Source organism: Pseudonocardia sp. CA-142604 (assembly GCF_050948475.1).
Classification (GTDB): Bacteria; Actinomycetota; Actinomycetes; order Mycobacteriales; family Pseudonocardiaceae; genus Pseudonocardia; species Pseudonocardia alaniniphila.
On sequence record NZ_CP192045.1, the window covers coordinates 3868438 to 3891489 of the forward strand.

The window sequence follows — 23052 nt, forward strand, 5'->3', positions numbered from 1 at the left end:
GAAGATAATCATGCGGCCACATTGTCACAGGCAGTCGATCGATCTCGTCATACCCCTGACAAGAGCAGGGCGAAGGAGACGGGAATTGTCCGGAACGCAGATCTGGCCCACCCAACCGCCGGAGTCGTCCGACGGGCGCGCGTCCTCGGTGAACCGCTCGCGCGTGGTGATCGTCGGTGCGGGCTTCGCCGGATACGACGCGGCGCGCTCGCTCACCAGAGCGCTGCCGCCGGGCTCCGGCGTGGAGATCGTGCTGGTGAACCCCGTGGACTACTTCCTCTACCTGCCGCTGCTGCCCGAGGTGGCTGCGGGGATCCTCGATCCGCGGCGGATCACCGTGCCGATCCCCGACACGCTGCGTGGGGTGAGACTGGTGCTCGGGGACGTGGCTTCGGTGTCGCTCACCGAGCGCACTGTCTCCTACACCGATCCCGAGGGCGGCTCACACAGCATCGGCTACGACCGCCTGATCCTCGCGGTGGGCAGCGTGAACAAGCTGCTGCCGATCCCCGGTGTCGCCGAGCACGCCCATGGCTTCCGCGGTGTGGCCGAAGCGCTCTACCTGCGTGATCACGTCGTCCGGCAGTTCGAGCTGGCCGACTCCACCGACGACGCCGACGAGCGGACCGCTCGGTGCACGTTCGTGGTGGTGGGCGCGGGGTACACGGGTACCGAGGTGGCGGCCCACGGGCCGCTCTTCACCGACGCGATCCGGGCCGGCCATCCCCACCTGCGGCACCAGAAGGTGCGTTGGCTGTTGCTCGACCTCGCGCCGAAGGTGCTCCCCGAGCTGGATCCGCGGCTGTCCCGCGCGGCCGACCGGGTGCTGCGGGAGCGCGGCGTCGAGATCCATACCGAGACCTCGGTGCGGGAGGCCACGAGGGACGGGGTGCTCCTCACCACCGGAGAGTTCGTGCCGACGCGCACCATCGCCTGGTGCGTGGGCGTACGCCCCGACCCGCTGGTCGAGGAGAGCGGCCTCGAGACGCACAAGGGCAGGCTGGTGGTGGAGCCGACGCTCGTGGTGCCCGGGCACCCCGACGTCTTCGCTTGTGGGGACGCCGCCGCGGTGCCCGACCTCACGCGGCCGGGCCAGGTGACGGCGATGACCGCGCAGCACGCCACTCGCCAGGGCAAGCTCGCGGGGCGCAACGTCGCGGCGTCGCTCGGCTACGGGCGAATACGCAGGTACAAGCACCACGACCTGGGCTTCGTGGTGGATCTCGGTGGCACGCAGGCTGCCGCCAACCCCTTGCGAATCCCGATCTCCGGGCTGCCGGCGAAAACCGTCGCCCGGGGGTATCACCTGCTCAGCATGCCCGGCAACCGCGTGCGCACGGCGATCGACTGGATCCTCGACGCCGTGGGCGGCCGTCAGGTCGTGCAGCTCGGACTCGTGCGGTCGGCCGCCGTGCCCCTGGACACTGCGGCCCCGCGGCCGGCGCAGGAGGGCACCCGTTCCGGCTGACCCGCCGTTGTGCGCTCGCGCCTGTGGTGGTCGGCAGCGGCCGATGGTCGGTCATCCGGACCAGTCGCCACCCGAGAACTAGCGCGGCAGTGCGGGAATCCGTTCCGGTGCCTTGGCTGCCAGTTCCTCGTCGTCGACCAGCGTGATCATCTCGACTCCAGGAGCGCACAGCATGACCACGACGAATCGACTCGTCCTGTCTGCGAGCAGGTTGGCGACCGTGTAGTGGATGACCTCGCCGCCCGGTTCCCAGAAGGCCTCTCCCGCTGTGATCGGATACGGCGCCTCACCCTCGAGCTCGAAGAGCATCTCTCCCTCGAGCATGTAGCCGAAAACAGGCCCGGAGTGACGGTGCGGGGCGAGACCAGGGTCCCCTGGCGGCAGTTCGAGCAGCCGGATCATCGCGGAGGAACCCTGAACGATGAACGGCGGAACAACCTCCAGCAGATCCTTCTCCATCATGTTGCTGACAGCAGCCATTTCTCTCTCCTTTGCGTGAGATGCACCGGTCAGTCCCGGACGATCAGCACGGTCTTACCCCGGTGGCGTCTCCGGGTGGCGCCGCTCTTGTAGGCGGCTCGGCCCTCGGCCAGGGGAAACGTCGCGGCGACGCTCACTTTCAGCGCGCCGGTGTCGATCATGTTCGCTATCCAGGTCAGCCGGTGCTGTTCCGGCGTCACGATGAAGAAGAGGGCTGTGACGCCGTGCTTGTCGGCCATCTCCTGCGACGGGGGCTCCTGGAGGGTGATCAGGCGCCCGTTACGGCGGAGCGCTGCGAACAGGGCTTCCGGTACGTCCCGGCCCGTGGCGTCGATGACGACGTCGTAGGCACCGGTCTCCGCGTCGAGTGGTTCCTGTTCGGTGTTGATAGCGCGGTCGGCACCCAGGGCGAGTACGTGTCCCACGTCGGAAGCCGTGTGCACCGTGCATGTGACGTCGGCTCCCAGCGCCGCCGCGAGTTGGGTGAGGAAGGAGCCGACGCCGCCGGCCCCTCCGTGCACCATCACGCGATGTCCCGGTTGAACGGCCGCATGTTCGACGACGGCCTCCCACGCGGTCAGCGCAGGAAGCACGGCGGCCGCCGCGACGACGTGCGACGCCGTGCGAGGCCGGCCGGTCACGCATCCTGCCGGCAGGCTGACGTACTCCGCTGCGGCGCCGTCCCGGTCGAACGGAACCAGTCCGTAGACCTCGTCACCGGCCGAGAACCCGGTGACACCGTGGCCGATCTCGGCCACGACGCCGGAGAACTCGTGGGACGGGATGACGGGAGTCCGGTCGGTATCGCCGGAGGCCCACGTCTCGGGCCAGGTCAGTTCATCGAACGTGATCGCCGCCGCGTGGACGGCGATCAGCACCTCGCCATTTCCCGGGATCGGCAGTGGCGCAGATTCGTACACCAGAACCTCGGGACCACCCCGAGTATGAGCCCGCAGCGCCATCATGCTGCACACAGCGATACAGGACTGCCCGCCCGCACATGGAAGACCCAGTTCATGGGCAGCGATCCTGATCGGTAGAACCCGGAGCATCCAGCAGCGAGTCCCATAGGACTGGACACGAACCGCGACACATCTGGAACCCGGTCGCACACTCCCCACTCATGTGCGCGTCCACAGGAAAGGCAGCACGGATTCTTCGCGCGATCCGCCGGAGCAATCCATCCGATGACCGCCGGGTTGTGACCGATTACCAGGAGCTGACACGTGACTGACGACCGGACATTCGTGATCGCCGGAGCAGGACTGGCCGGGGCGAAGGCGGCGGAAACCCTACGCGCCGACGGGTTCACCGGCCGCGTGGTGCTTCTCGGGGAGGAGAAGCATCCCCCGTACGAGCGGCCACCGCTGTCGAAGGGCTATCTGCTCGGCACACAGGAACGCGAAACGGCCTTCGTGCACCAGCCTGCCTGGTACGACAAGCAGAGGATCGAACTGCGGCCCGGGTGCCGAGTCGAGGACATCGACACGGCGAGCCAGGACGTCATGCTGGCCGGCGGCCACAGATTGCACTACGACGAACTGCTGCTCGCCACCGGCGCCGTCCCGCGACGACTCGACGTGCCCGGTGCCGACCTGGCCGGCGTCGCCTACCTGCGCACGATCGATGACTCCGACGCGCTGAGCGCCACCCTGGTCGCTGGAACGCGAGTGGTCGTGATCGGGGCGGGGTGGATCGGGCTCGAGGTGACGGCAGCGGCCCGCCAACGGGGCTGTGCCGTCACCCTCGTCGAGCGTGCCGACCAGCCGTTGCGTCAGGTTCTCGGCGACGAGATGGGCGCTGTGTTCGCCGACCTGCACAGGGCGCACGCCGTCGACCTCCGCCTCGGAAACGGGGTCCGCGAGATCGTGGGCGACCGTGGGCGGGTGTCCGGCGTGGCGCTGTCGAGCGGGGAGACCGTGCCGGCCGACGTCGTTCTCGTCGGCATCGGGGTGATTCCGTCCGTCGAGCTCGCGGAACGTGCCGGGCTGATGATCGACAACGGTGTGCTGGTCGACTCGCGGTTGCGTACCAGCGACCCGCACATCTACGCCGTCGGCGACATCGCCAACATCGACCATCCGACGATCGGCCGACGCGTGCGTGTGGAGCACTGGGCCACCGCGCTGCACACCGGGCCGGCCGCCGCCCGTGCCATGCTCGGCCAGGACGTCGTCTACGACCGGCTGCCGTACTTCTTCACCGACCAGTACGACCTCGGGATGGAGTACACGGGCCACGCTCTACCCGGTGACTACGACAAGGTCGTCGTACGCGGCGACCTGGGCACCCGCGAGTTCATCGCGTTCTGGTTGTCCGACGGGCGCGTTCGCGCCGGCATGAACGTCAACGTCTGGGACGTCACCGAGGACGTCGAGCACCTCATCCGATCCGGAACGGCCGTGGATCCCGGCCGGCTCGCCGATGAGCGAGTGCCCCTCGCCGAGGTCTGACCGGACCGGGGTCCCGTGGCCGACCCGGGTGCCGACCGGGGACTTACACAGGGACCCTGGCCGTATCACACACGACGATGGATAGCGCAACTCGACAGCGGCTCGGACACGCGCAATACAACTCCGGTCGCGCCCCTCGGAGATCATTGACGTAGGCATTGTCAGGGACCAAGAAATCATGAGTGCAACGACTCCTGCGGAGCCGTCCAGCGGCGCGCCCACACAGCTGTCACGAAGCCTGGATCGTCTCGATGAGCGTTATCGTGTGGCGGTCGGGTTGCGGAGGGTGGCCAATCGGGTCTTTCCGACGCATTGGTCGTTCATGCTCGGCGAGATCGCGTTCTACAGCTTCCTGGTCCTGCTCCTGTCGGGTGTCTATCTGGCGCTGTTCTTCGATCCCTCGATGCAGACCGTCACCTACAACGGCCGCTACGACAACCTCCGCGGCGTGACCATGTCGAAGGCCTACGAGAGCACACTCCGGCTGTCCTTCGACGTGCGCGGTGGACTGTTCATCCGGCAGATCCACCACTGGGCATCCCACCTGTTCATCGCCGCGATGATCGCCCACCTGCTGCGCACCTTCTTCACCGGCGCGTTCCGCAGACCACGGGAAGCCAACTGGGTGATCGGCATCCTGCTACTGCTCACCGGCAGCTTCGCCGGTTTCACCGGCTACTCCCTACCCGACGACCTGCTCGGCACCACCGGCCTGCGCATCGCCTCCGCGCTCACGCTGTCGATCCCGGTGATCGGCACCTGGACCCACTGGGCCCTGTTCGGCGGCGAATTCCCCGGCACCGAGATCATCCCCCGCCTCTACCTCATCCACATCGCCCTGCTGCCCGCCATCCTGCTGGCCCTGACCGCCCTGCACCTCGGACTCGCCTGGCGCCGGCGCTCCCCGCAATTCCCCGGCACCACCACCAGAACCAGTGCCGGTGACAAGCGCGCGGTGCAGCACACCGAGAACAACATCGTCGGCGTCCGAGCCCTCCCGACATTCGCCGCGAGGACCGCCGCGTTCGGGATGCTGACCACCGGCGTTCTCGCCATCATGGCCGGCATATTCCAGATCAACCCGATCTGGAACTACGGGCCCTACAACCCCGTACACGTCTCATCCGGCGCTGCCCCCGACTGGTTCTTCCTCTACCTCGACGGAATGACCCGAATCTTCCCACCCTGGGACGTCCACATCGCCGGCCACACCATCCCACCCACATTCTGGGCAGGCCCCGCCTTCCTCCCCGTCTTCTATCTCATCGCCGCCGCCTATCCCTGGCTCGAGCGCAGACTGGCCAAGGACCACGCCCACCACCACCTGCTGCAACGCCCCCGAGACGCACCCGTCCGCACCGCCTTGGGCGCCATGGCCGTCTCCTTCTACGCCGTCCTCACCCTCAGCGGCAGCAACGACCAGATCGCCTTCTACTTCAACATCTCCCTCAACGCCACCATCTGGGCAGGCCGCATCGGGCTCCTCATCCTCCCGCCCATCGCCTACTACCTCACCTACCGGATCTGTCTCGGGCTCCAACGCGACGACCGCGCCGTCCTGCAGCACGGCATCGCCACCGGAATCATCCGCAGACTTCCCCACGGTGAATTCATCGAGATCCACCAACCACTCGCGGGCACCAACCGCAACGGCAAACCCGTCCCCCTGACCTACCAGGGCGCACCCGTGCCCAAACGGATGAACCAACTCGATGTGGGCGGTAGGCCACCCTCCGGCTCGCTCCTCACCCCCGACCCGATCGAGGAGACCAACGCCCTGGAGCGAGCCCGGAACGCAGGGTCGCGACAGCACGGCTCCAGTTCCAACGAAGGGGTTCCAACGAGCGGCACGCCCGCGCGATAGGTCCGCACGAACGGACCGCTCGTCCAGTGATCGCCGCGAGTGTGGCCGATCAGCCCTCCTGAGGGCGGGAACCCTGATCTCGGAACGATCAACGCTTCAAGATCGCCGCGAGATGCGGCTGTGCGCCCTCGTGGGGGCCGAAACCCGGATCTGGGAACGATCATGTGCCGGGCCGTGGGCTGGGAGCGGATAACGATCTTGCCGGGTTGGCAGGCAGCCCTCACCGCCAACGCGCGCCTGGAGTTCTCGGCAGGGCGCTCGAACGGATCAGAGTAGCGTGACGACCGCTTCAGTTGCTCATGTCTGCTTCTGCCGGGTTGGGCCCGTCAGTGAATTGACGAGTGGCGGTGGTGCCTCGTGCTGCGGGACCGGCGCAGCGAGCGCGACGTCTTCGACCGGCTGCTGGCCGCTGTTCGGGCGGGTGAGAGCCGGGCCTTGGTGGTGCGTGGCGAGCCAGGAGTGGGCAAGACGGCCCTGCTGGAGTACGTGACCGAGCGCGCAACGGGATGTCGGGTGGAGCGCGTCACGGGCGTCCAGTCGGAGATGGAGCTGGCGTTTGCCGGGTTGCACCAGCTGTGTGCGCCTGTGCTGGGACGAGTCGAGCGGCTACCGGCTCATCAGCGCGATGCGCTGTGCAGAGCGATCGGGATGATGGGTGGTCCCGCACCGGATCGCTTCCTGGTCGGGCTGGCGCTGCTCGGCCTGTTGGCCGAGGTCGCCCAGGAGCAGCCGCTGGTCTGTCTGGTTGATGACGCGCAGTGGTTCGATCAAGCTTCCGTGCAGGCCTTGACGTTCGCCGCGCGCCGTCTCTCGGCGGAATCGGTGGCCCTGGTGTTCGCGGCGCGGGGGTCTGATGACGTGGCAGAGCTGGCGGGCCTGCCGGAGCTGACCGTGACCGGGCTACCTCCCGATGACGCGCGTGAGTTGCTGCGCTCCGCACTCCCCGGTCCGGTCGACGAGCAGGTGCTCGACCGGATCGTCGCCGAGACGCAGGGCAATCCGCTGGCGCTGCTGGAAGTGTCTCGGGGGTTCACGTCGACCTTGGCAGGGAGTTTCGGGCTTCCCGACGGGTCTGCGCTCCCGGTTCGGCTCGAGGAGAGTTATCGCCGGCAGCTTGCGCTGCTCCCGTCAGGGACGCGGGGGCTTCTGCTGATCGCCGCGGCGGAGCCCGTCGGTGATCCGGTGCTGGTCTGGCGGGCGGCCGAGCGCCTCGGGATCGGGGGAGAGGCGGCGGCGCCGGCAGCGGCGGCAGGGCTGGTCGAGATCGGTTCACGGGTGCGGTTTCGCCATCCCCTCGTGCGTTCGGCGATCTACCGGGCAGCGTCGCCGGAGGACCGGCAGAGCGCACACCGGGCGCTGGCGGCGGCAACCGATCCCGAGGTCGACCCCGATCGGCGCGCCTGGCACGCCGCACAGGCCGCATACGAGCCCGTTGAGGACGTCGCCGCGGAACTCGAACGCTTGGCCCATCGGGCGCAGGGTCGCGGCGGGGTCGCAGCGGCCGCCGCGTTTCTGGAGCGAGCGACCCAACTGACACCGGACCCGGCGCGCCGGAGCGCGCGTGCACTTGCAGCGGCACAGGCCAAGCTGGAGGCAGGCGCACCGTGCACCGCGAGCGGGCTGCTCGCGACCGCGGAGTTGGGCTCGCTCGACGAACTCCAGCGTGCGCGGCTGGAGCGGGTGCGCGCCCAGATCGCATTCGCCCGCAACCGCGGGAGCGACGCACCGCCGTTGCTGCTCGACGCGGCCGTACGCCTGTCACCACTCGACGCCCGGCAGGCCCGTGAGACCTATCTCGAAGCGCTCGCCGCAGCGATCTATGCCGGTCGTACCAACAGCGGGCCCGGGGTGATCGAAGCGGCCGAAGCCGCGCTCGCTGCGCCTCCGCCGTCGTCGCCACCTCGGCCGCTCGACCTGCTTCTCGACGGCCTCGCGATGCGGTACGCAGAGGGCTACGCCGCAGGCCTGCCCATGCTCAGACGAGCGCTGCACGCGTTTCGCCGCGACCGGGCCCACGAGGAGGAGAACGGCCGCTGGCTGTGGCTGGCGTGCCTTGTTGCGCAGGACATCTGTGACGACGAGACCTGGCATGCGCTGGCCACTCACCATGTCCGCCTCGCACGCGGCGTCGGCGCGCTCAAGGTTCTGCCCATCGCGCTCACCTACCGTGCCGCCGTCCATGTGCATGCCGGAGAGTTGACTGCAGCATCGACGCTGATCGAGGAGTCCGACGCCATCACAGAGGCAACCGGCATCTCCTCCCTCAGGTCGTCGTCGCTGATGCTCGCCGCCTGGCGCGGGCGGGAGGCCCAGACGGTGGAGCTGATCGAGGCCGGCGTTCAGCACGCCACCGGCAGGGGCGAGGGGAGGGGGATAACCCTGTGCGAGTACGCGACCGCTGTCCTGCACAACGGTCTCGGCCGATATCCGGCCGCGCTGGTCGCCGCTCAACAAGCTTGCGCCCACGACGATCTCGGGCTGCTCAGCTGGTCCCTCAGCGAACTGGTCGAGGCAGGCGCCCGTAGCGGCCGGTCCGAGCTCGCCGTTGATGCCCTGCGACGACTCTGTGAACGTACCCGCGCCAGCGATACGGAATGGGCGCTCGGGATCGAGGCCCGATGCAGTGCCCTCCTCAGCGACGGTCACGAAGCCGACAATCTCTATCAGGAGGCCATTGATCGGCTCGCCCGCTGCCGTATCACCGTCCAACTCGCCCGCGCCAATCTCGTCTACGGTGAGTGGCTCCGCCGGAAAGGCCGCCGCGGCGACGCACGCGAACGGCTGCGAACCGCTCATGAAATGTTCACCGAGATGGAGATCGAGGCGTTCGCCCAGCGGGCCGCCCGCGAGCTGTCGGCGACCGGCGAGCAGCCACGTTCCGGTGCTGACCCGGTCAGTAGCCTGCTCACCGGCCAAGAGAGGCAGATCGCCCAGCTTGCCGGCAAGGGCCTTTCGAATCCCGAGATCGGCGCCCGGCTCTTCATCAGTCCGCGCACCGTCGAGTGGCATCTGCACAAGATCTTCGCCAAGCTCAACGTCACCTCTCGGAAGCAGCTTCGTGGCTGATCCGATGGCGTCGGCGGGATCGTCGGTTTTCTCTGATTCATTCCCGGAATGAGGACGATCAGAGCTGGGCCGGTGAAATGTGGGGCCCGACACTCTCTCGATCGTCACATGCCGGCGCTCTATCTCGTCTTCATCACGCGTGCGGAGGATCCCGCACCGGTCGGGGCACCGAGAGGGATGAGGCGGTGACGCTGGGAATGCAGAGAGCGGCGGTGGGGACCACGGTCGGGAGCCGGTCGTGACCGATGAGGCGGAGCTGGCGGCCGCGTATACCCGGGCTCGGCCGCGGCTGGTGCGGATTGCCTACGCGGTGACCGGCAGCCATGCCGAAGCCGAGGACGTGGTGTCCGACTGCTGGTTGCGCCTGGTCACCGCGGACGCCGACACACCGATCAAGGACATCGAGGCTTGGGGCACCGTTGTCGTGGCGCGCCGCGCGCTGGACACCCTGCGCTCCGCCCGGGTCCGTCGCGAGACCTACGTCGGGCCATGGCTGCCCGAACCGTGGGTCGATTCACCGCTGCCGGCCGATCCGGCCGAGCGGGTCACCCTCGATGACCGCGTCAGCTTCGCGCTGATGGTGATGCTGGAGACGCTCAGCCCGCCCGAGCGCACCGCCTGGGTGCTGCACGACCTGTTCGACATGGAGTTCACCGAGGTCGCGCGAGTGGTCGGGCGCAGCCCCGCCGCGGTGCGGCAACTCGCCGCCCGCGCCCGCAAGCGCGTCGCGGCCGGCACTCCCCGCCTGGAGGTCGACCGGGGCACCCACGAGGCGGTGGTGGCCGCGTTCCGGTGCGCCTCCATCGGCGGCGACCTGCCCACCCTCATGACGATGCTCGACCCCGACGTGCGACTGACCAGCGACGGCGGCGGGCAGGTCCGCGCGGCACGGCGACCCGTACACGGAGCGGGCCGGGTCGCACGAATGTTGGTCGGCATGGCGAGATTCCTCAAAGCCGAGCGCCAACCCGCCCCGGTGATGGTCAACGGCGCACCCGGCCTCGCTGTCCTCCAGGGCGACGACTGCGACTTCGTCATCTCCCTGACGCTCGACGGCGACCGCATCTCCCGCGTCGACATCATCCGCGCACCGAACAAACTGGCCCCACTCCGCGAGACCTCGTGATTTCCAGGTTTGTCAGCCTGCCGCGGTCCCATCCCGTGCCGCGGCTCGGAGCGTGGAAAGGAGTGATGTGCGGCGATACCAGAACGTCCTCTGGGACAGCGCACGCTGGGACGGCTTCGCGTTCCGCGACGGCGACATCGTGATCAGCACGCCGGTAAGGAGCGGCACCACCTGGATGCAGACGATCTGCGCGTTGCTGGTGCTGGGAACACCGGAGTTCGGCAGGGGCCTCGACGAGCTGTCGCCGTGGCTCGACTCGCTCATGCAGCCGCATGCGTCGATGGTCAACGATCTGGAAACACAGCGACACCGCCGGTTCATCAAGTCGCACACGCCGCTGGACGGGTTGCCGTTCGACGCCCGGGTGTCCTATGTGTGCGTCGGCCGCGACCCGCGGGACGTCGGCATCTCGTTCGGCAACTTCACGGCCAACATGGACCCACGGGCGGTCCAGCGGGCTCGGGAGGCGGCGACCGGCTGCCCGGCCACGGACGAGATCTCCGCCTACCTGTCGGCGTCGCAGGAGGAATCCGAGCGTGATGGGTTCCGGCGTTGGATTCTGGACGACACCCCGGTGGCGGACAGCGGTCCCAGCTTGCGCCTCACCCTTCATCACCTCGCCACGTTCTGGGACGCGCGTGACTCGGCCAATGTGATCCTGGTGCACTACGACGATCTCAAGGCCGACCTGCCTGGCGAGATGCGTCGCCTGGCTCAGCGCCTCGACATCACCGTGCCGGAGTCGGCGTGGCCGTCGCTGGAGCGGGCGGCGACGTTCGAGGAGATGCAAGCGAACGCCGGCCGGCTCGTCCCGGAGTCCGGCCTGGCCATCTGGCGGGATGAGAGGCGGTTCTTCAACCGCGGCGTGAGTGGGCAGTGGAGGGGTGTGCTCGCTGACGACGATCTGCGGGAGTACGCGGCTCGGGCGGCCGAACTGGCCGCGCCCGACCTGTTGAGATGGGTCCATCGCAGCCGGCTCGCGTGATCGCCCTCCGGTCCGGTGGGCGCCCGACGACGACCGCCGTAGGTGTAGGCGAACCCCGGCTAGTGTGCTGTGGTGCAGCGGCCCACCCTGAAGGACGTGGCGGAGCGCGCCGGGGTCCATGTCGGCACTGCCTCCCGCGCCCTCAGCGAGTCCTCGCGCCACCTGGTCAGCGATACGACGCTCGGCAAGGTGCTCGCGGCTGCACAGGCGCTCGGATACACGCACAACGTCAGCGCGCGAACCCTGCGGACCGAGCGGTCGTCGGCGGTGGGGATGCTCCTGCCCGATCTGACCAACCCGATCTTCCCGCCGATGGTTCGCGGCGCCGAGGACGTGCTGCGCGACCTGGGATACAGCGTGTGGATCGCCAACACCGACGGCGACGCCGAGCGCGAATCGGCCGCCATCGAGTCGTTTCGGCAGCGGTCGGTCGACGGCTACATCTTCGCGACCGCCCGCCTCGACCACCCGCTGATCGAGGAGATGTACCGGACGTCGACCCCGCTCGTGCTGGTGAACCGGCGGCTCGCGCGCACGGACGTCCCGGCAGTCACGTCCGACGACGCGCACGGCACGGTCCTCGCGCTCACCCATCTCTACGAACTGGGCCATCGCGAGATCGTCTACGTCGCGGGTCCGCAGGAGTTCTCCACCGGCCTGCACCGGAAGCGGGCGTTCGTGGAGAGCATGAAGGACCTCGGGCTCCCGGCGGGGCCGGATCGGGTCGCGCATTGCGTGGCGTGGTCGGCGGAGGCCGGGCGGTACGCGCTCGGCGAGTTGCTCGACGCGCGGCGCCGGTTCACGGCGGTACTGGCAGGCAACGACCTCATCGGACTCGGCTGTTTCGACGCTCTGCGGGATCGCGGGCTGAGCTGTCCGGCGGACGTGAGTGTGGTGGGCTTCGATGACACGCCCTTCATGGATCGGGTCGCTCCGCCGATGACCACGATTCGAATCTCACAGTACGAGCTCGGGCAGGAGGCGGCACGCCTTCTGGTGGACATTCTCAACGCGCCAGAACGCCGCAATCGATCGCTGATTCTCGCCCCCGTGCTTGTGGTCAGGGCCTCTGCGGCGCCGCCCGGCCGGGGTTCCGTCCCGCCCTGATACAGACGAACGGCATTCGGCTTTTTTTGCAATTCGGGCCCGTGCCATCTCCCGGCACGCCCGAGCGGGCCGTTCGACGAAGATCAGTAGGCCTGCCGTGTCAGCCTGCGACCATACGCAGCGGGGCGGCCGGCGCGTCCGGGGTCGGTACCCGCTGCCCGGCCACGGAGCTGCGCGTCTGCAGCCTGCGGCTCGCGATCTCTGCGGCATCCGCCACGGCGCGGCCCAGGCCCGCCACGCGCGCCGGGGCGAACGTGGAGTTCGGCCCGGCTATCGACAACGCTCCGGCGGGCTGGCCGTCGGCGCCGAGGACCGCCGCCGCCACCGACGTGCGCCCCGGCTGGAACGACCGGCACACGAGGTAGCCGTGGATGCGCGCCCCGGCGAACTCGTCCGCGAGCGCCGCCATGTCGGGGAGCGAGATCTGCTCCTGCCTGCAGACCCGCCGCACGCGCATGTCGGCGTCCTCCGGGTCGAGCGCGGCCAGCGCACTCCTGCCGCACCCGGACATGAACGCCGGAGCCCGCATGCCCACCCGGTTCGTCATGCTGACCCTGGTGGGGCCGGACTCCCGGTGCAGGTAGATGACCCAGCCCTCGACGAGCTGTCCGACATGCAGTTCCTGTCCCGGGGTGCGCTGCAGGGCGGCGGTGCTGCCCTCGACCGCGTCGACGAGCCCGGTACGGTCGATGATCAGGCCGCCGAGTTCGAGCAGCAGTGGCCCCAGCCGGTAGCCGGCGCGGGGGACCGCCTCCAGCAGGCCTTCCGCCACGAGAGTCCGGCACAGCAGATGGACGGTGGATCGCGGTAGCCCCGTGCGTTCCGCGAGCGAGCGTACGGAGAGCACGTCCAACGTCGGGCGAAATGCCCGAAGAATCCGTGCTGCCTTCCCGACGGACGCGCTCATAAGTCGATTCTGCGGGCGTCACTGGAAAATGTCCAGGCGCGATGTCCGGTATCGCTGGAAATATTTATGTGATCGATTGGCAAATGGCAGATCAGGATCGTTCGGCATCAGCCGCGTCTTCCGAGTGCAAGGGGCAGTACCGCCGCACCCGCGCGCCGGCCGGGATCATCACCGGGAACGGCGACTCACGGAAATGCTGGTGAGGCCGGGATTCACAGACGCATGATCTGTGAACCGACATGTGGGGTGTCACAGGTGAGCCCTCACCGAGCCGCCAGCGGATGGACGATCCCGAAGTACGCCCGGCCCCAGCACCCTGAGGCGAGGCCGCGCACGGGTGCCTGCCAGAGGTGGACATGGGTGGTCCCATCTCGGTTCAGGTGAAGAGGAACTCGCGAGAATTCGGGTCGAGGCGACGTGACAGGGTCGCCCGCGCGAACTCCTCGAGGTTGCCGAGGAACAACCGCAGTAGCTCCTTGGTCTTCTGGTCGACGAGCTCGCCGTCGTACTTCGCGGCCGCATCGGCGATGTAGACCTCGGGCTTCGCCAGCACGGCAGCCTCGAGGAAGAGCAGTGTCTGACGCAGGGCGAGCTGAGCGCGCAACGTGCCGTGCACTCCGATCGAGGCGCCGATGAGCCCGACGGGTTTGAACCGGAAGCAGTTGACGTGGGGTGGGGACGCGATCCAGTCCAGAAGGTTCTTCAACGGAGCCGGGATCCCGTAGCAGTACTCCGGCGAGGCGATGATCACGGTGTCCGCACTGCGGATTCGATCGTCGAGTCGCAGAACCGATTCCGGTGGGGCCCCGTCGACGACGAGGTCGTTGTTGACGAGGGGGAGCCGATCGATGCCGTCGAGCACGTCGATCGACATCGACGCCGGCGCCGCCACGAGGAGCTCACGGACGAGGCCGGCGTTGTAGGAGCCGCTGCGCAAACTCCCGCAGATGGCCAGCACCTGAAGGACGGTGGGGGTATCGGGTGGCACGGATCGCCTCATCAGGATCGGTTGTGGACAACGGCGACTGCGGAGGACGGATCAACGACAGGCGAGCGAGACGGTGCCGACGCGGTCGACGGTCGCGACGACCACGTCGCCCGCGGCCACCGGGGTAGCGGCGGTCAACCCGCCGGAGAGGACGATGTCTCCGCCCTGCAGCCCTTCGTCGTCGTCCGAGAGTGCGCGGACGAGCCATGCGACCGCCGCCGCAGGGTGGCCGAGTGACGCCGCACCAGATGCGGTGGCGATCACGTCGCCGTTCTTCTCGAGCACGACTCCTGCGAGACGCAGATCGATCCCCCCGACGGCCACCGGAGCCCCGACGACGAACCTCGCGGCCGAGGCGTTGTCCGCGACGACATCGGGCGTCGTGAACCGGTAGTCGTGGAAGCGCGAGTCGAGCACCTCGATGCCGACCGCCACACCTGACGTCGCCCCGAGCACGTCCGCCGCTGTGACGTGCGGACCACTGATGTCGCGGCCCATGACGAAGACCAACTCGGCCTCGCAACGTGGCTGGATGAATGCCGAAGTGTCGAGGGGCTGACCGATGTCCAGGGCATGCGCGCCGGTGAGGAAGCCGTGGATGGGCTCGTCGACACCGACCTGGACCTGTTTCGCCCGGCTGGTCAGACCGAGCTTCCAGCCGACCTGCGGACCGGCGCTGTGCCGCAGCCGCCGCTGAACGGCGTAGGAGGTGGCGAGGTCGAATCCCGGCACGTCGGCGGAGATCCGGCCGATCGACGTTCGGTCGGCGGTCGCCTTCCTGAGCCGTCGGGCCAGCTCGTCGACGTCAGGGGCCGTCCCTTCGGAGCTCACGCGCTCGTCCTTCCGACGCAGACGGTGATCGGGCCCAAGCGGTCGAACTCGGCCCGGAAGACGTCGCCTTCGTTCATCTCAACCGCCGCGTGCAGGCCACCGGTCATGATCAGTTGCCCTGGCTCGAGCGCGATGCCCTGCTCACACAGGACGTTGGCCAGCCAGGCGACGACCGCCACCGGGTCGCCGAGCGCCGCCGCTCCCGCACCGGTGTCGACGACCTCACCGTTGCGGGTGAGCGTCACGCCGAGGAAACGGGCGTCGAACCCGTCGAGTGGCACGATCTTGCTGGAGACCGCCACTGCACCCTGTGACGCCAGATCGGCGATCGTGTCGGCCAGGCGGATCCGCCAGTCCACGATTCGCGAGTCGACGATCTCCACGCCCGCGACGGCACCCGCGATCGCCGCCCGCGCGGCCGTCACCGTCACACAGGGCCCTCTGAGCCGCTCCCCGAGTACGAAGACGATCTCCGCCTCGATCCGTGGCGCGATGAACTCCGCGCGCGGGATCGTGTCGCCGTCGAGGTACAGCGCGGAGGCAAGGACCGGTCCGTAGTCGGGCGAGTCGACGCCGATCAGTTCCTGCATCGGCTTCGAGGTCAGGCCGACCTTGTGGCCGATCACCCGGTCACCGTCGGCGAGCAGCAGGGAGACGAGTTCCTGCTGGATCGCGTAGCCGTCGGCCATGTCGAGTGCCGGCTCCGCGTCGGTGAACGGCGGAATCGGAACTTTGCTGCGGCGGGCGTCGTAGAGCGCCTTTGCTTTCGCAGGGGCGTCTGTCACTGGCAATTCTGCTCCCAGCTCGATGGATGTTCCTGCCGAATCCGCACCGGCCCGCGCTTGCGCGGCGTTGGGCCGGCCGAAAATTTGCGCGGAGCGCTCAGAGTCGGAGTACCGAACGGGCGTTGCCGCCGAGCACCCCGTCCATTTCGGCAGTGTCGAAGCCCGGTACGGCCCTGACCCGGGCGATCCAGTCCGTGGCCGTGACGCGGGGGGCGTCGGTGCCGAGCACGAGGCGATCGGCCCCGAGCTTGTCGATCATGAACCGGTAGACGTCGGGGTCATCGGTCAACGTCGTGTCGTAGTGCAGCTTGCGCAGCTCACCACCGGGATCACCCGCGAGCCACTCGTCCTGGCCGAGGCTTTCGCTGATCTCCTCGAAGCGTCGCCAGACGTAGGGGAGGGTGCCTCCCATCGGCGCGATGATCCACTCGATGCCGGGGAAGCGGCGGGTGACGCCGGAGATCACCAGGTGGGCTGTGGCCAGCCCCGCTTCCTGCGGGCCGCCGAACTTCGGCCCGAGCATGTAGGCGTCCATCCCCGGGGTCAGTGTGTCCGGTGTGCCGACGGGGTGGACGAAGACGGCGGTGTGCCGGCGGTCGAGCTCGGCCCACAGCGGTTCGAACGCCGGGTCGCTCAACGGACGGCCGAGTGCGGTCGTGCCGATGCCGATGCCGGCGAACCCCAGGACATCGAGGCAACGCACGGCCTCCGCCATGGCCTCGTCCACGTGGGGCAGCGGGATCGCGCCGAACGCGGCGAGCCGGCCCGACCACTGCGTGGTGACCTCCGCGTAGAGATCGTTGGCGAGGCGCGCCACCGTCTGCGACGCTCCGACGTCCTCGAAGTAGGGCTGGTTGTGTCCGAGCCCGAGCACCTGGTGGTCCAGCTGGGCCGCGTCCAGGTCTTTGATCCGGGCGTCGAGTTCCCGCGGGTGCTCCGGCCAGGCGCGGCGCCCGCTCCCGTGCCGGGCGAACGCGTCGATGAACGTCGGAGGGAAGTAGTGGGCGTGGACGTCGATCATGGCCATGTCCGCCTCACAGAAGGAACGTGATCTCGAAGGGGTTCTTGCCGAGCATCGCCTTGCCGTAGAGCTCCCGCGGGACGCGAACACCAGTGCCGGCGTGCCGGCTTGCCACGTTGAGATCGCGGAAGATGCGCTGGAGCGGGTTGGAGTCGGCGAATGCCGAGGTGCCGTGGGCCGACACGAGGAGGTCCATCGCCTCCTTGACGAGCTGGCTCGCGGTGGCGCCGTCGACCCGGTTGCGGGCGCGCAGTTCCAGGTCGATCCGCTCACCCCGCTGCGCGTGGTCGTCGAGGACGCCCGCGAGTCGGTGGAGCAGCAGATCGGCGGTGTCGATCTTGTTGGCAGCCTCGGCGAGATCCATCTGGAACGCCACCGACTCCGACTGGTTCGGGTAGAAGGTGGCGCTTATCGAGCGCTGCGGAGCCTTCTCGCGGACGTAGTCGAGAGCGGTGCGAACCGCGCCGAGCTGCGAGCCGAGCAGGACCATCACGAGGATGCCCGCGAGGTTGGTCTGGTAGAGCGGCTCGTCGGGGAACTGGTCGGCGAACGCCTCTCCCATCGCGGCCTGCACACTCAACAGCCGTCGTTCGGGAACGAAGACGTTCTCGGCGCACACCGTGTTGCTCGCGGTGCCCCGCATGCCCATCACATGCCATGTGTCCTGGACCGTCAGTTCGCTCATCGGCATGAGCGCGAAACTGATCTCGGGTGCCTCGGCGGTGCCCCCGTAGGGGATCCCGAGCATGGCCCAGTCGGCGATCTGGGAGCCGGACGAGTAGGCCCACTTGCCGGTGACCTGCACGCCGCCTTCCGCGGGCTCGACCTGCGCGGTCGGGGTGAGGACACCGATCGCGCACACGTCGGGGTTCGTGCCCCAGACGTCCTTTCGCGTCTCCTCGGGAAACAGTCCGATGAGGTAGTTCCCGGTGCTCACGACCGAGGTGACCCACGACGTCGACGTGCAGCCCCTGCCGAGCTCGACGGCGACGTCGAGCAGCGTCCGCATGTCGACCTCGTGGCCGCCCAGCGCGCGGGGGACCGTGAGGCGGAGCAGGCCCGAATCCCGCAGCGCCGCAACCGTCCGGTCCGACAGCCGGCGCTCGCGGTCGTGGTCGGCCGCTTCTTCCTGCAATAGGCCCCGGAGTGCCGCGGCGAGGGCTACCGGCCCGGCTGCGGACGGCGAACGGGCCTCCCTGGGCTTCTTGATGGGGATGGTCATGCGGGCGAGTCTTCCCCGACCATCTGCCGCTTCGCAAACCATTGCCGTCCAATTCTTCGCAGAAAAAATGCCATTGTCCAGCACAGTTGGACATGCTTATTCGAGGAAATCGGCGCGCCCAGCGGAAATGGATGCAATCGATTGCATCCGGCGGGATGGTGGGCTCGTTCCAGCACGAGAGTGGACGTGGCCGCAGCCTCCGGTAGCCGGTGGAACGCGCCGTCGAGGCAAGAACTCCGGGACGTCACCGGTCTGCTCGATCTGCTCTGGTCGAGCCGCGAGTCCGAGACCTCCCGGTCCGTCCGGGCGAGGATGCTCGTCGCGAGCAGCAGCGGCTGGCGGAGCGCAGGGCGTACGGGATCTCGCAGTTCGGACACGAGGCCGGCCGGCATCCGCGACGGGCGAATGCCAGCGTTCGATCGCTTGTTCCGGGCACCTCACTCGTGGTGAAGTGCTGGACGGGCGTCCTGCGGCGCACGGTTCTTGTCGGCACCAGCCACCCGTGACGTCACCGCGTGCTCGCCACTTGCTCGGCGACGCTGGGGCGCCCCACGTGCAATCGATTGCCGTCACATCGGAGGAATGAACATGGGTGACCCGCAAGATCGCGCCGCGGTGCGCGTGGGATGGATCGGAACCGGTCGGATGGGGTTCGCGCTCGCCCGCCGGCTGGTCGGTGCAGGCCACGATCTCGCGGTCTTCAATCGGACCCGCGCCAAGGCCGAGCCGCTGGCGGACCTCGGCGCCGAGGTCGTGGATCGCCCGGCCGACCTCGCCGATCGCGACGTCGTCTTCGTGGTGGTCTCCGCCTCGGCCGACCTCGCGGCCGTCCTGACCGGGCCCGACGGCCTCCTCACGGACCCCGTGAAGGCACCGCGGATCGTCGTCGACTCGTCGACCGTGTCCGTGGACGCCTCAGCGACCGCCCGCGCCGCGGCATCCGGACGCGGCACAGGCTTCCTGGCGGCGCCTGTCAGCGGGAACCCGGCCGTCGTCTCCGCGGGGCGGCTGACCTTCGCCGTGTCGGGCCCGCGTGACCTGTTCGACGAGGTCGAACCCCTCTTCGCCGTGCTGGGCCGTGGAGCGACCTACGTCGGTGACGGTGAGGCCGCCCGGCTGGTCAAGATCGCGCACAACGTCTACCTGGGCGTCGTCATACAGGCTCTCGCCGAGATCACGGTGCTCGCGGAGAAGGGCGGGGTGAGCCGTGCCGCCTTCCTCGGCTTCCTCAACGACTCGGTGATGGGCTCCGTCTTCAGCCGGTACAAGACGCCTGCGATGGTCGGTCTCGACTTCACCCCGACCTTCACCAACCCGCTGCTGCGCAAGGACTTCGATCTCGGCCTCGCCGCAGCGCGGGAGCACGGCGTGTCGATGCCGATCGCGGCCACTGCCGCGGATCTCGTCACGGCCGCGATCGGAGCCGGACACACCACCGAGGACTTCGCGACGCTCCTGGTCGAGCAGGCCCGCCGATCCGGCCTCGAACTGGTCGCCGAAGACACCCCGGTCGACGACGGACTGCGGAACGATGCCTGACACGACGGCTGCGGCTCCGTAGTGCCCAGCGGCCGCCGCCCGCGTCCGGTCGCGCCGGGCGGACCATGAGCAGCGGGCCTGGACTTCGACCGCGTGGTCGACGGCGACTCGCCAGGACATCGTCGAAGCGCTCACGCCCGGCGTGCGGGAGACGAGGTCGTCGTCCTCGTTCGGCACGGCCCACCTCAGGTTATCCGCTCTCCTGGCGTAAGAGCTTCCTCGTCGCGAACCCCTGCTGATCGCGCGCTCACCGTGAGCGCCTTCGCGAGGCGGGGCTCGAGAAGTCCCGGGGCGTAGAATCCGAGGCTCACGACGAGGCCTCCCAGTTGTCCGGAATGCGGGGTCAGGCCGTGTGTGACGTCGGCGAATCGGTCGACGATGACGGCCACGTGCGGTCGCAGCCGTTCGTCGAGTGCACGTGAGCGCGACGGCCCGGACACCGGGAGCTACCGGTGTCCAGCAGTGCAAGACACCAGCCTGGACCGGCGACTCCGTGGCTGCTGATCTGTACCCCACCGCACCCGTCCACAGGGCGGGCCTCCAGAGCGAACCATGACCGCCCGCCGGCCTCAGGGGTCGGCGGCAATCGGAGAATCCATGGCCAACCCTCCTGCGCTGCTCAACGTGATCGCCGGCCGCACCGTCGACGGTGTACGGACGTTCGTGAGGACGAGCCCGGTCGACGGAAGCGTCGTCGCCGAGGTCCACGAAGCGGACCGTTCCGTGGTCGACGCGGCCGTGCGGGCGGCGGGTGACGCGCTGGCCGGCCCATGGGGCCGCACCCGGCCCGCGGAGCGTTCCGCACTCCTGCGGAAGGTGGCCCGCCTGATCGAGGAGAGGGCCGACGAGTTCGTCGCCGCCGAGGTGCGTGACACGGGCAAGCCGCTCGCACTGGCACGCAGCCTCGACGTCGCCCGTGCCTCCGCGAACTTCGACCACGGGGCCGACTTCCTCTACGGCGCCGGGAACCAGGACAGCTACTCCACCGAGACCGCCGACGGCCGCCGCGCCCTCAACTACGCCTACCGCAAACCGGTCGGCGTCGTGGCCGTCATCGTCCCGTGGAACCTGCCGCTGCTGCTGCTCACGTGGAAGGTCGCGCCCGCGCTCGCGGCCGGCGACACGGTCGTCGTGAAGCCGTCGGAGTTCACCCCGTCGTCGGCGACCCTGCTGGCCGAGGTGATCGTCGACGCGGGCATCCCGGACGGCGTCTACAACGTCGTGCACGGGCTCGGGCCTGCGTCCGCCGGTGAGTTCCTGACGACCCACCCCGGCGTCGACGCGATCACGTTCACCGGAGAGTCCGCGACCGGGTCGGCGATCATGGCTGCCGCCGCCCCGAACCTCACCCCGGTCTCCTTCGAGCTCGGCGGGAAGAACGCCGCGCTGGTCTTCGCCGACACCGACCTCGACCGCGCCGTCCGTGGCACCGCCGGATCGGTGTTCACCAACGCAGGCCAGGTGTGCCTGTGCACCGAGCGGGTCTACGTCGAGCGGCCGATCTTCGACGAGTTCGTCGCCGGCCTGGCGGAGCACGCAGCTGACCTGGTGGCGGGCCGTCCGGAGGACCCGCGGACCAGCCTGGGGCCGCTGATCTCCCGTGAGCACCGGGAGAAGGTGCAGTCCTACTGCGACATCGCGGTCAAGGAGGGCGCCACCGTTCACTCCGGCGGCGGCCCGCTCTCCTTCGGTGACGCGCTGGACGAAGGGGCGTACTTCGCGCCGACGATCTGGACCGGGCTGGACCAGCACGCCCAGGTGACGACGGAGGAGGTGTTCGGGCCGGTCTGCCACGTGGCGCCGTTCGACACCGAGGACGAGGCGGTGGCGCTTGCGAACGACACCGCGTACGGGCTCGCCGCCACCGTCTGGACCGGTGACGTCGACCGCGCCCACAGGGTGGCCCCGCGCCTCGACGTCGGCCTCGCCTGGGTCAACTCGTGGTGGTTGCGCGACCTTCGCAGCCCGTTCGGCGGCAACGGCCGATCGGGCGTGGGCCGCGAGGGCGGCCACGCGGCCGTCGACTTCTACAGCAGGCCCACCAACGTCTGCATCGAGATCCACCAGCCGTGACCACGCGCATGGCCTGCCCGCACATTCCTCCAAGGAGCCGCACGTGAGCGCCCCGCACATCGTCTGGATCCACCGCTCCGATGCCGCGGGCAGCGACCTGCTCGGCGGGAAGGGCGCGGGCCTGGCCCGGCTGACCGAGGCAGGGGTTCGGGTGCCGCCCGCGTTCGTGGTCTCGACAGCGGCCTTCCGTGCGGCCGTCGGCGCCGACCTCCTGGCGAAGATCGACACCCTGGCGGGCGGCGTGCCGCCCGACGCCGAGGCCGCGGACCTCGAGGCCGTCGGCGTCGAGGTCCGCGAGCTCATCCGGGGGGTTGAGCTCGGAGACACACTGACCGGCGCGGTCGCCGAGGCGTACGCGGAGCTGGGCAACGGCGCTGCGGTCGCGGTGCGTTCCAGCTCGGCCGCGGAGGACTCGGCGGACCACAGCTTTGCGGGGGAGCACGACACCTACCTATGGGTGAGCGGCGAGGCAGAGCTGATCGACCGCATCCGGGACTGCTGGGCGAGCCTGTTCACCGCGCGAGCGATGGACTATCGCCGCGAGGCCGGGCTGAGCGGCGCCGGAGCCTCGATGGCCGTGGTCGTGCAGCTCATGGTGCCTGCCCGTGCCGCAGGTGTCTTCATGACTCTCAACCCCGAGAACGGCGACCGCTCGAAGGTCGTGTGCGAGTCGGTCTGGGGGCTCGGCGAGCCGCTCGTGTCGGGCTCGGTGACCCCCGACCGCTTCTACCTCGACAAGGTCACCGGCGAAATCGTCCGGCGGGACCTGGCCGTGAAGGACGTTCAGCTCGTGCGAGCCGCTTGCGGTCAAGGCACCACGGGCGCGGAGGTCGAGCCGGAGCTGCGCGAGGCCCCGTCGGTGACCGAGGAGGAGCTCACCGAGCTTCTGCGGCTTGCGAAGCTGGTGGAGCGCCACTTCGGCGTTCCCCAGGACGGCGAGTTCGCGATCGGCTCCGGCGAGGGCCCGGAGAACGTCTACCTCGTGCAGTCGCGACCGGAGACCGTCTGGTCGCGCACGTCGCCGGGCCGGGCCACCCGCGAGGGATCGGTGATCGACTCGATCCTCTCGCACCTGGTTCCCGAGTCCGTCCGCCGGGCCTGACCCACCACATTCCCGATCTCCGGCGGCCCACTCCT

Annotated in this window: 18 protein-coding genes; 10 read left to right on the plus strand and 8 right to left on the minus strand. The window is 69.1% G+C overall.

Features of this window, described 5'->3' with window-relative positions; genetic code table 11:
- Nucleotides 1-148 precede the first annotated feature (148 nt).
- Entirely contained in the window at nucleotides 149-1468 is a 1320-nt protein-coding gene (locus ACQPZQ_RS17645; protein WP_433299261.1) for an NAD(P)/FAD-dependent oxidoreductase, read from the plus strand.
- A gap of 78 nt (nucleotides 1469-1546) precedes the next feature.
- Here ACQPZQ_RS17645 and ACQPZQ_RS17650 read toward each other — a convergent pair whose 3' ends face one another.
- Together ACQPZQ_RS17650 and ACQPZQ_RS17655 are read right to left on the minus strand one after the other, a co-directional pair.
- Nucleotides 1547-1948 (minus strand): cupin domain-containing protein, encoded by a 402-nt coding sequence (locus tag ACQPZQ_RS17650; RefSeq protein WP_433297076.1) that lies wholly within the window; start codon nucleotides 1946-1948, stop codon nucleotides 1547-1549.
- 29 nt (nucleotides 1949-1977) lie between these two features.
- Nucleotides 1978-2868, minus strand: coding sequence for an NADP-dependent oxidoreductase (locus ACQPZQ_RS17655; protein WP_433297078.1), 891 nt, complete (start codon nucleotides 2866-2868; stop codon nucleotides 1978-1980).
- Nucleotides 2869-3174: 306 nt separating this feature from the next.
- Between ACQPZQ_RS17655 and ACQPZQ_RS17660 the strand changes: the two genes are divergently transcribed.
- The 6 genes from ACQPZQ_RS17660 (at nucleotide 3175) to ACQPZQ_RS17685 (ending at nucleotide 12549) form a co-directional block, all read left to right on the plus strand.
- Entirely contained in the window at nucleotides 3175-4401 is a 1227-nt protein-coding gene (locus tag ACQPZQ_RS17660) for an NAD(P)/FAD-dependent oxidoreductase (RefSeq protein ID WP_433297079.1), read from the plus strand.
- Nucleotides 4402-4576: 175 nt separating this feature from the next.
- On the plus strand, nucleotides 4577-6265 hold the full coding sequence (qcrB, locus tag ACQPZQ_RS17665; protein ID WP_433299263.1) for a cytochrome bc1 complex cytochrome b subunit: 1689 nt from the start codon (nucleotides 4577-4579) through the stop codon (nucleotides 6263-6265).
- A 357-nt stretch (nucleotides 6266-6622) separates the two neighbouring features.
- The gene (locus ACQPZQ_RS17670; protein ID WP_433297081.1) at nucleotides 6623-9331 is read left to right on the plus strand and encodes a helix-turn-helix transcriptional regulator; all 2709 of its coding nucleotides are present in this window, start codon (nucleotides 6623-6625) and stop codon (nucleotides 9329-9331) included.
- Between the two features lie 238 nt (nucleotides 9332-9569).
- A complete protein-coding gene (gene sigJ, locus ACQPZQ_RS17675) occupies nucleotides 9570-10457 on the plus strand; it encodes an RNA polymerase sigma factor SigJ (RefSeq protein ID WP_433297083.1) in 888 nt (295 codons plus the stop codon).
- Between the two features lie 67 nt (nucleotides 10458-10524).
- Entirely contained in the window at nucleotides 10525-11442 is a 918-nt protein-coding gene (locus tag ACQPZQ_RS17680) for a sulfotransferase domain-containing protein (RefSeq protein WP_433297085.1), read from the plus strand.
- A 72-nt stretch (nucleotides 11443-11514) separates the two neighbouring features.
- Nucleotides 11515-12549, plus strand: a complete 1035-nt coding sequence (locus tag ACQPZQ_RS17685; RefSeq protein WP_433297087.1) for a LacI family DNA-binding transcriptional regulator — start codon at nucleotides 11515-11517, stop codon at nucleotides 12547-12549.
- 100 nt (nucleotides 12550-12649) lie between these two features.
- On the opposite strand, the gene ACQPZQ_RS17690 is transcribed toward ACQPZQ_RS17685, so the two are convergent.
- The 6 genes from ACQPZQ_RS17690 to ACQPZQ_RS17715 form a co-directional block, all read right to left on the minus strand.
- Nucleotides 12650-13456, minus strand: a complete 807-nt coding sequence (locus ACQPZQ_RS17690) for an IclR family transcriptional regulator (RefSeq protein WP_433297089.1) — start codon at nucleotides 13454-13456, stop codon at nucleotides 12650-12652.
- A 376-nt stretch (nucleotides 13457-13832) separates the two neighbouring features.
- On the minus strand, nucleotides 13833-14444 hold the full coding sequence (locus tag ACQPZQ_RS17695; RefSeq protein ID WP_433297091.1) for an NADPH-dependent FMN reductase: 612 nt from the start codon (nucleotides 14442-14444) through the stop codon (nucleotides 13833-13835).
- A 51-nt stretch (nucleotides 14445-14495) separates the two neighbouring features.
- Nucleotides 14496-15275, minus strand: coding sequence for a 2-keto-4-pentenoate hydratase (locus ACQPZQ_RS17700; RefSeq protein WP_433297093.1), 780 nt, complete (start codon nucleotides 15273-15275; stop codon nucleotides 14496-14498).
- Nucleotides 15272-16060, minus strand: a complete 789-nt coding sequence (locus ACQPZQ_RS17705) for a 2-keto-4-pentenoate hydratase (protein ID WP_433297095.1) — start codon at nucleotides 16058-16060, stop codon at nucleotides 15272-15274. Before ACQPZQ_RS17705 ends, ACQPZQ_RS17700 begins: the two co-directional genes overlap by 4 nt.
- A gap of 97 nt (nucleotides 16061-16157) precedes the next feature.
- Nucleotides 16158-17087 (minus strand): amidohydrolase family protein, encoded by a 930-nt coding sequence (locus ACQPZQ_RS17710; protein ID WP_433297097.1) that lies wholly within the window; start codon nucleotides 17085-17087, stop codon nucleotides 16158-16160.
- A gap of 7 nt (nucleotides 17088-17094) precedes the next feature.
- Nucleotides 17095-18303, minus strand: coding sequence for an acyl-CoA dehydrogenase family protein (locus tag ACQPZQ_RS17715; RefSeq protein ID WP_433297099.1), 1209 nt, complete (start codon nucleotides 18301-18303; stop codon nucleotides 17095-17097).
- A gap of 588 nt (nucleotides 18304-18891) precedes the next feature.
- Here ACQPZQ_RS17715 and ACQPZQ_RS17720 point away from each other — a divergent pair.
- The 3 genes from ACQPZQ_RS17720 (at nucleotide 18892) to ACQPZQ_RS17730 (ending at nucleotide 23017) form a co-directional block, all read left to right on the plus strand.
- On the plus strand, nucleotides 18892-19842 hold the full coding sequence (locus tag ACQPZQ_RS17720; RefSeq protein WP_433297101.1) for an NAD(P)-dependent oxidoreductase: 951 nt from the start codon (nucleotides 18892-18894) through the stop codon (nucleotides 19840-19842).
- A 597-nt stretch (nucleotides 19843-20439) separates the two neighbouring features.
- A complete protein-coding gene (locus ACQPZQ_RS17725; protein WP_433297103.1) occupies nucleotides 20440-21915 on the plus strand; it encodes a 2-hydroxymuconic semialdehyde dehydrogenase in 1476 nt (491 codons plus the stop codon).
- A gap of 43 nt (nucleotides 21916-21958) precedes the next feature.
- Complete coding sequence (locus ACQPZQ_RS17730) at nucleotides 21959-23017, plus strand: PEP/pyruvate-binding domain-containing protein (RefSeq protein WP_433297105.1); 1059 nt, start codon at nucleotides 21959-21961, stop codon at nucleotides 23015-23017.
- Nucleotides 23018-23052 lie beyond the last annotated feature (35 nt).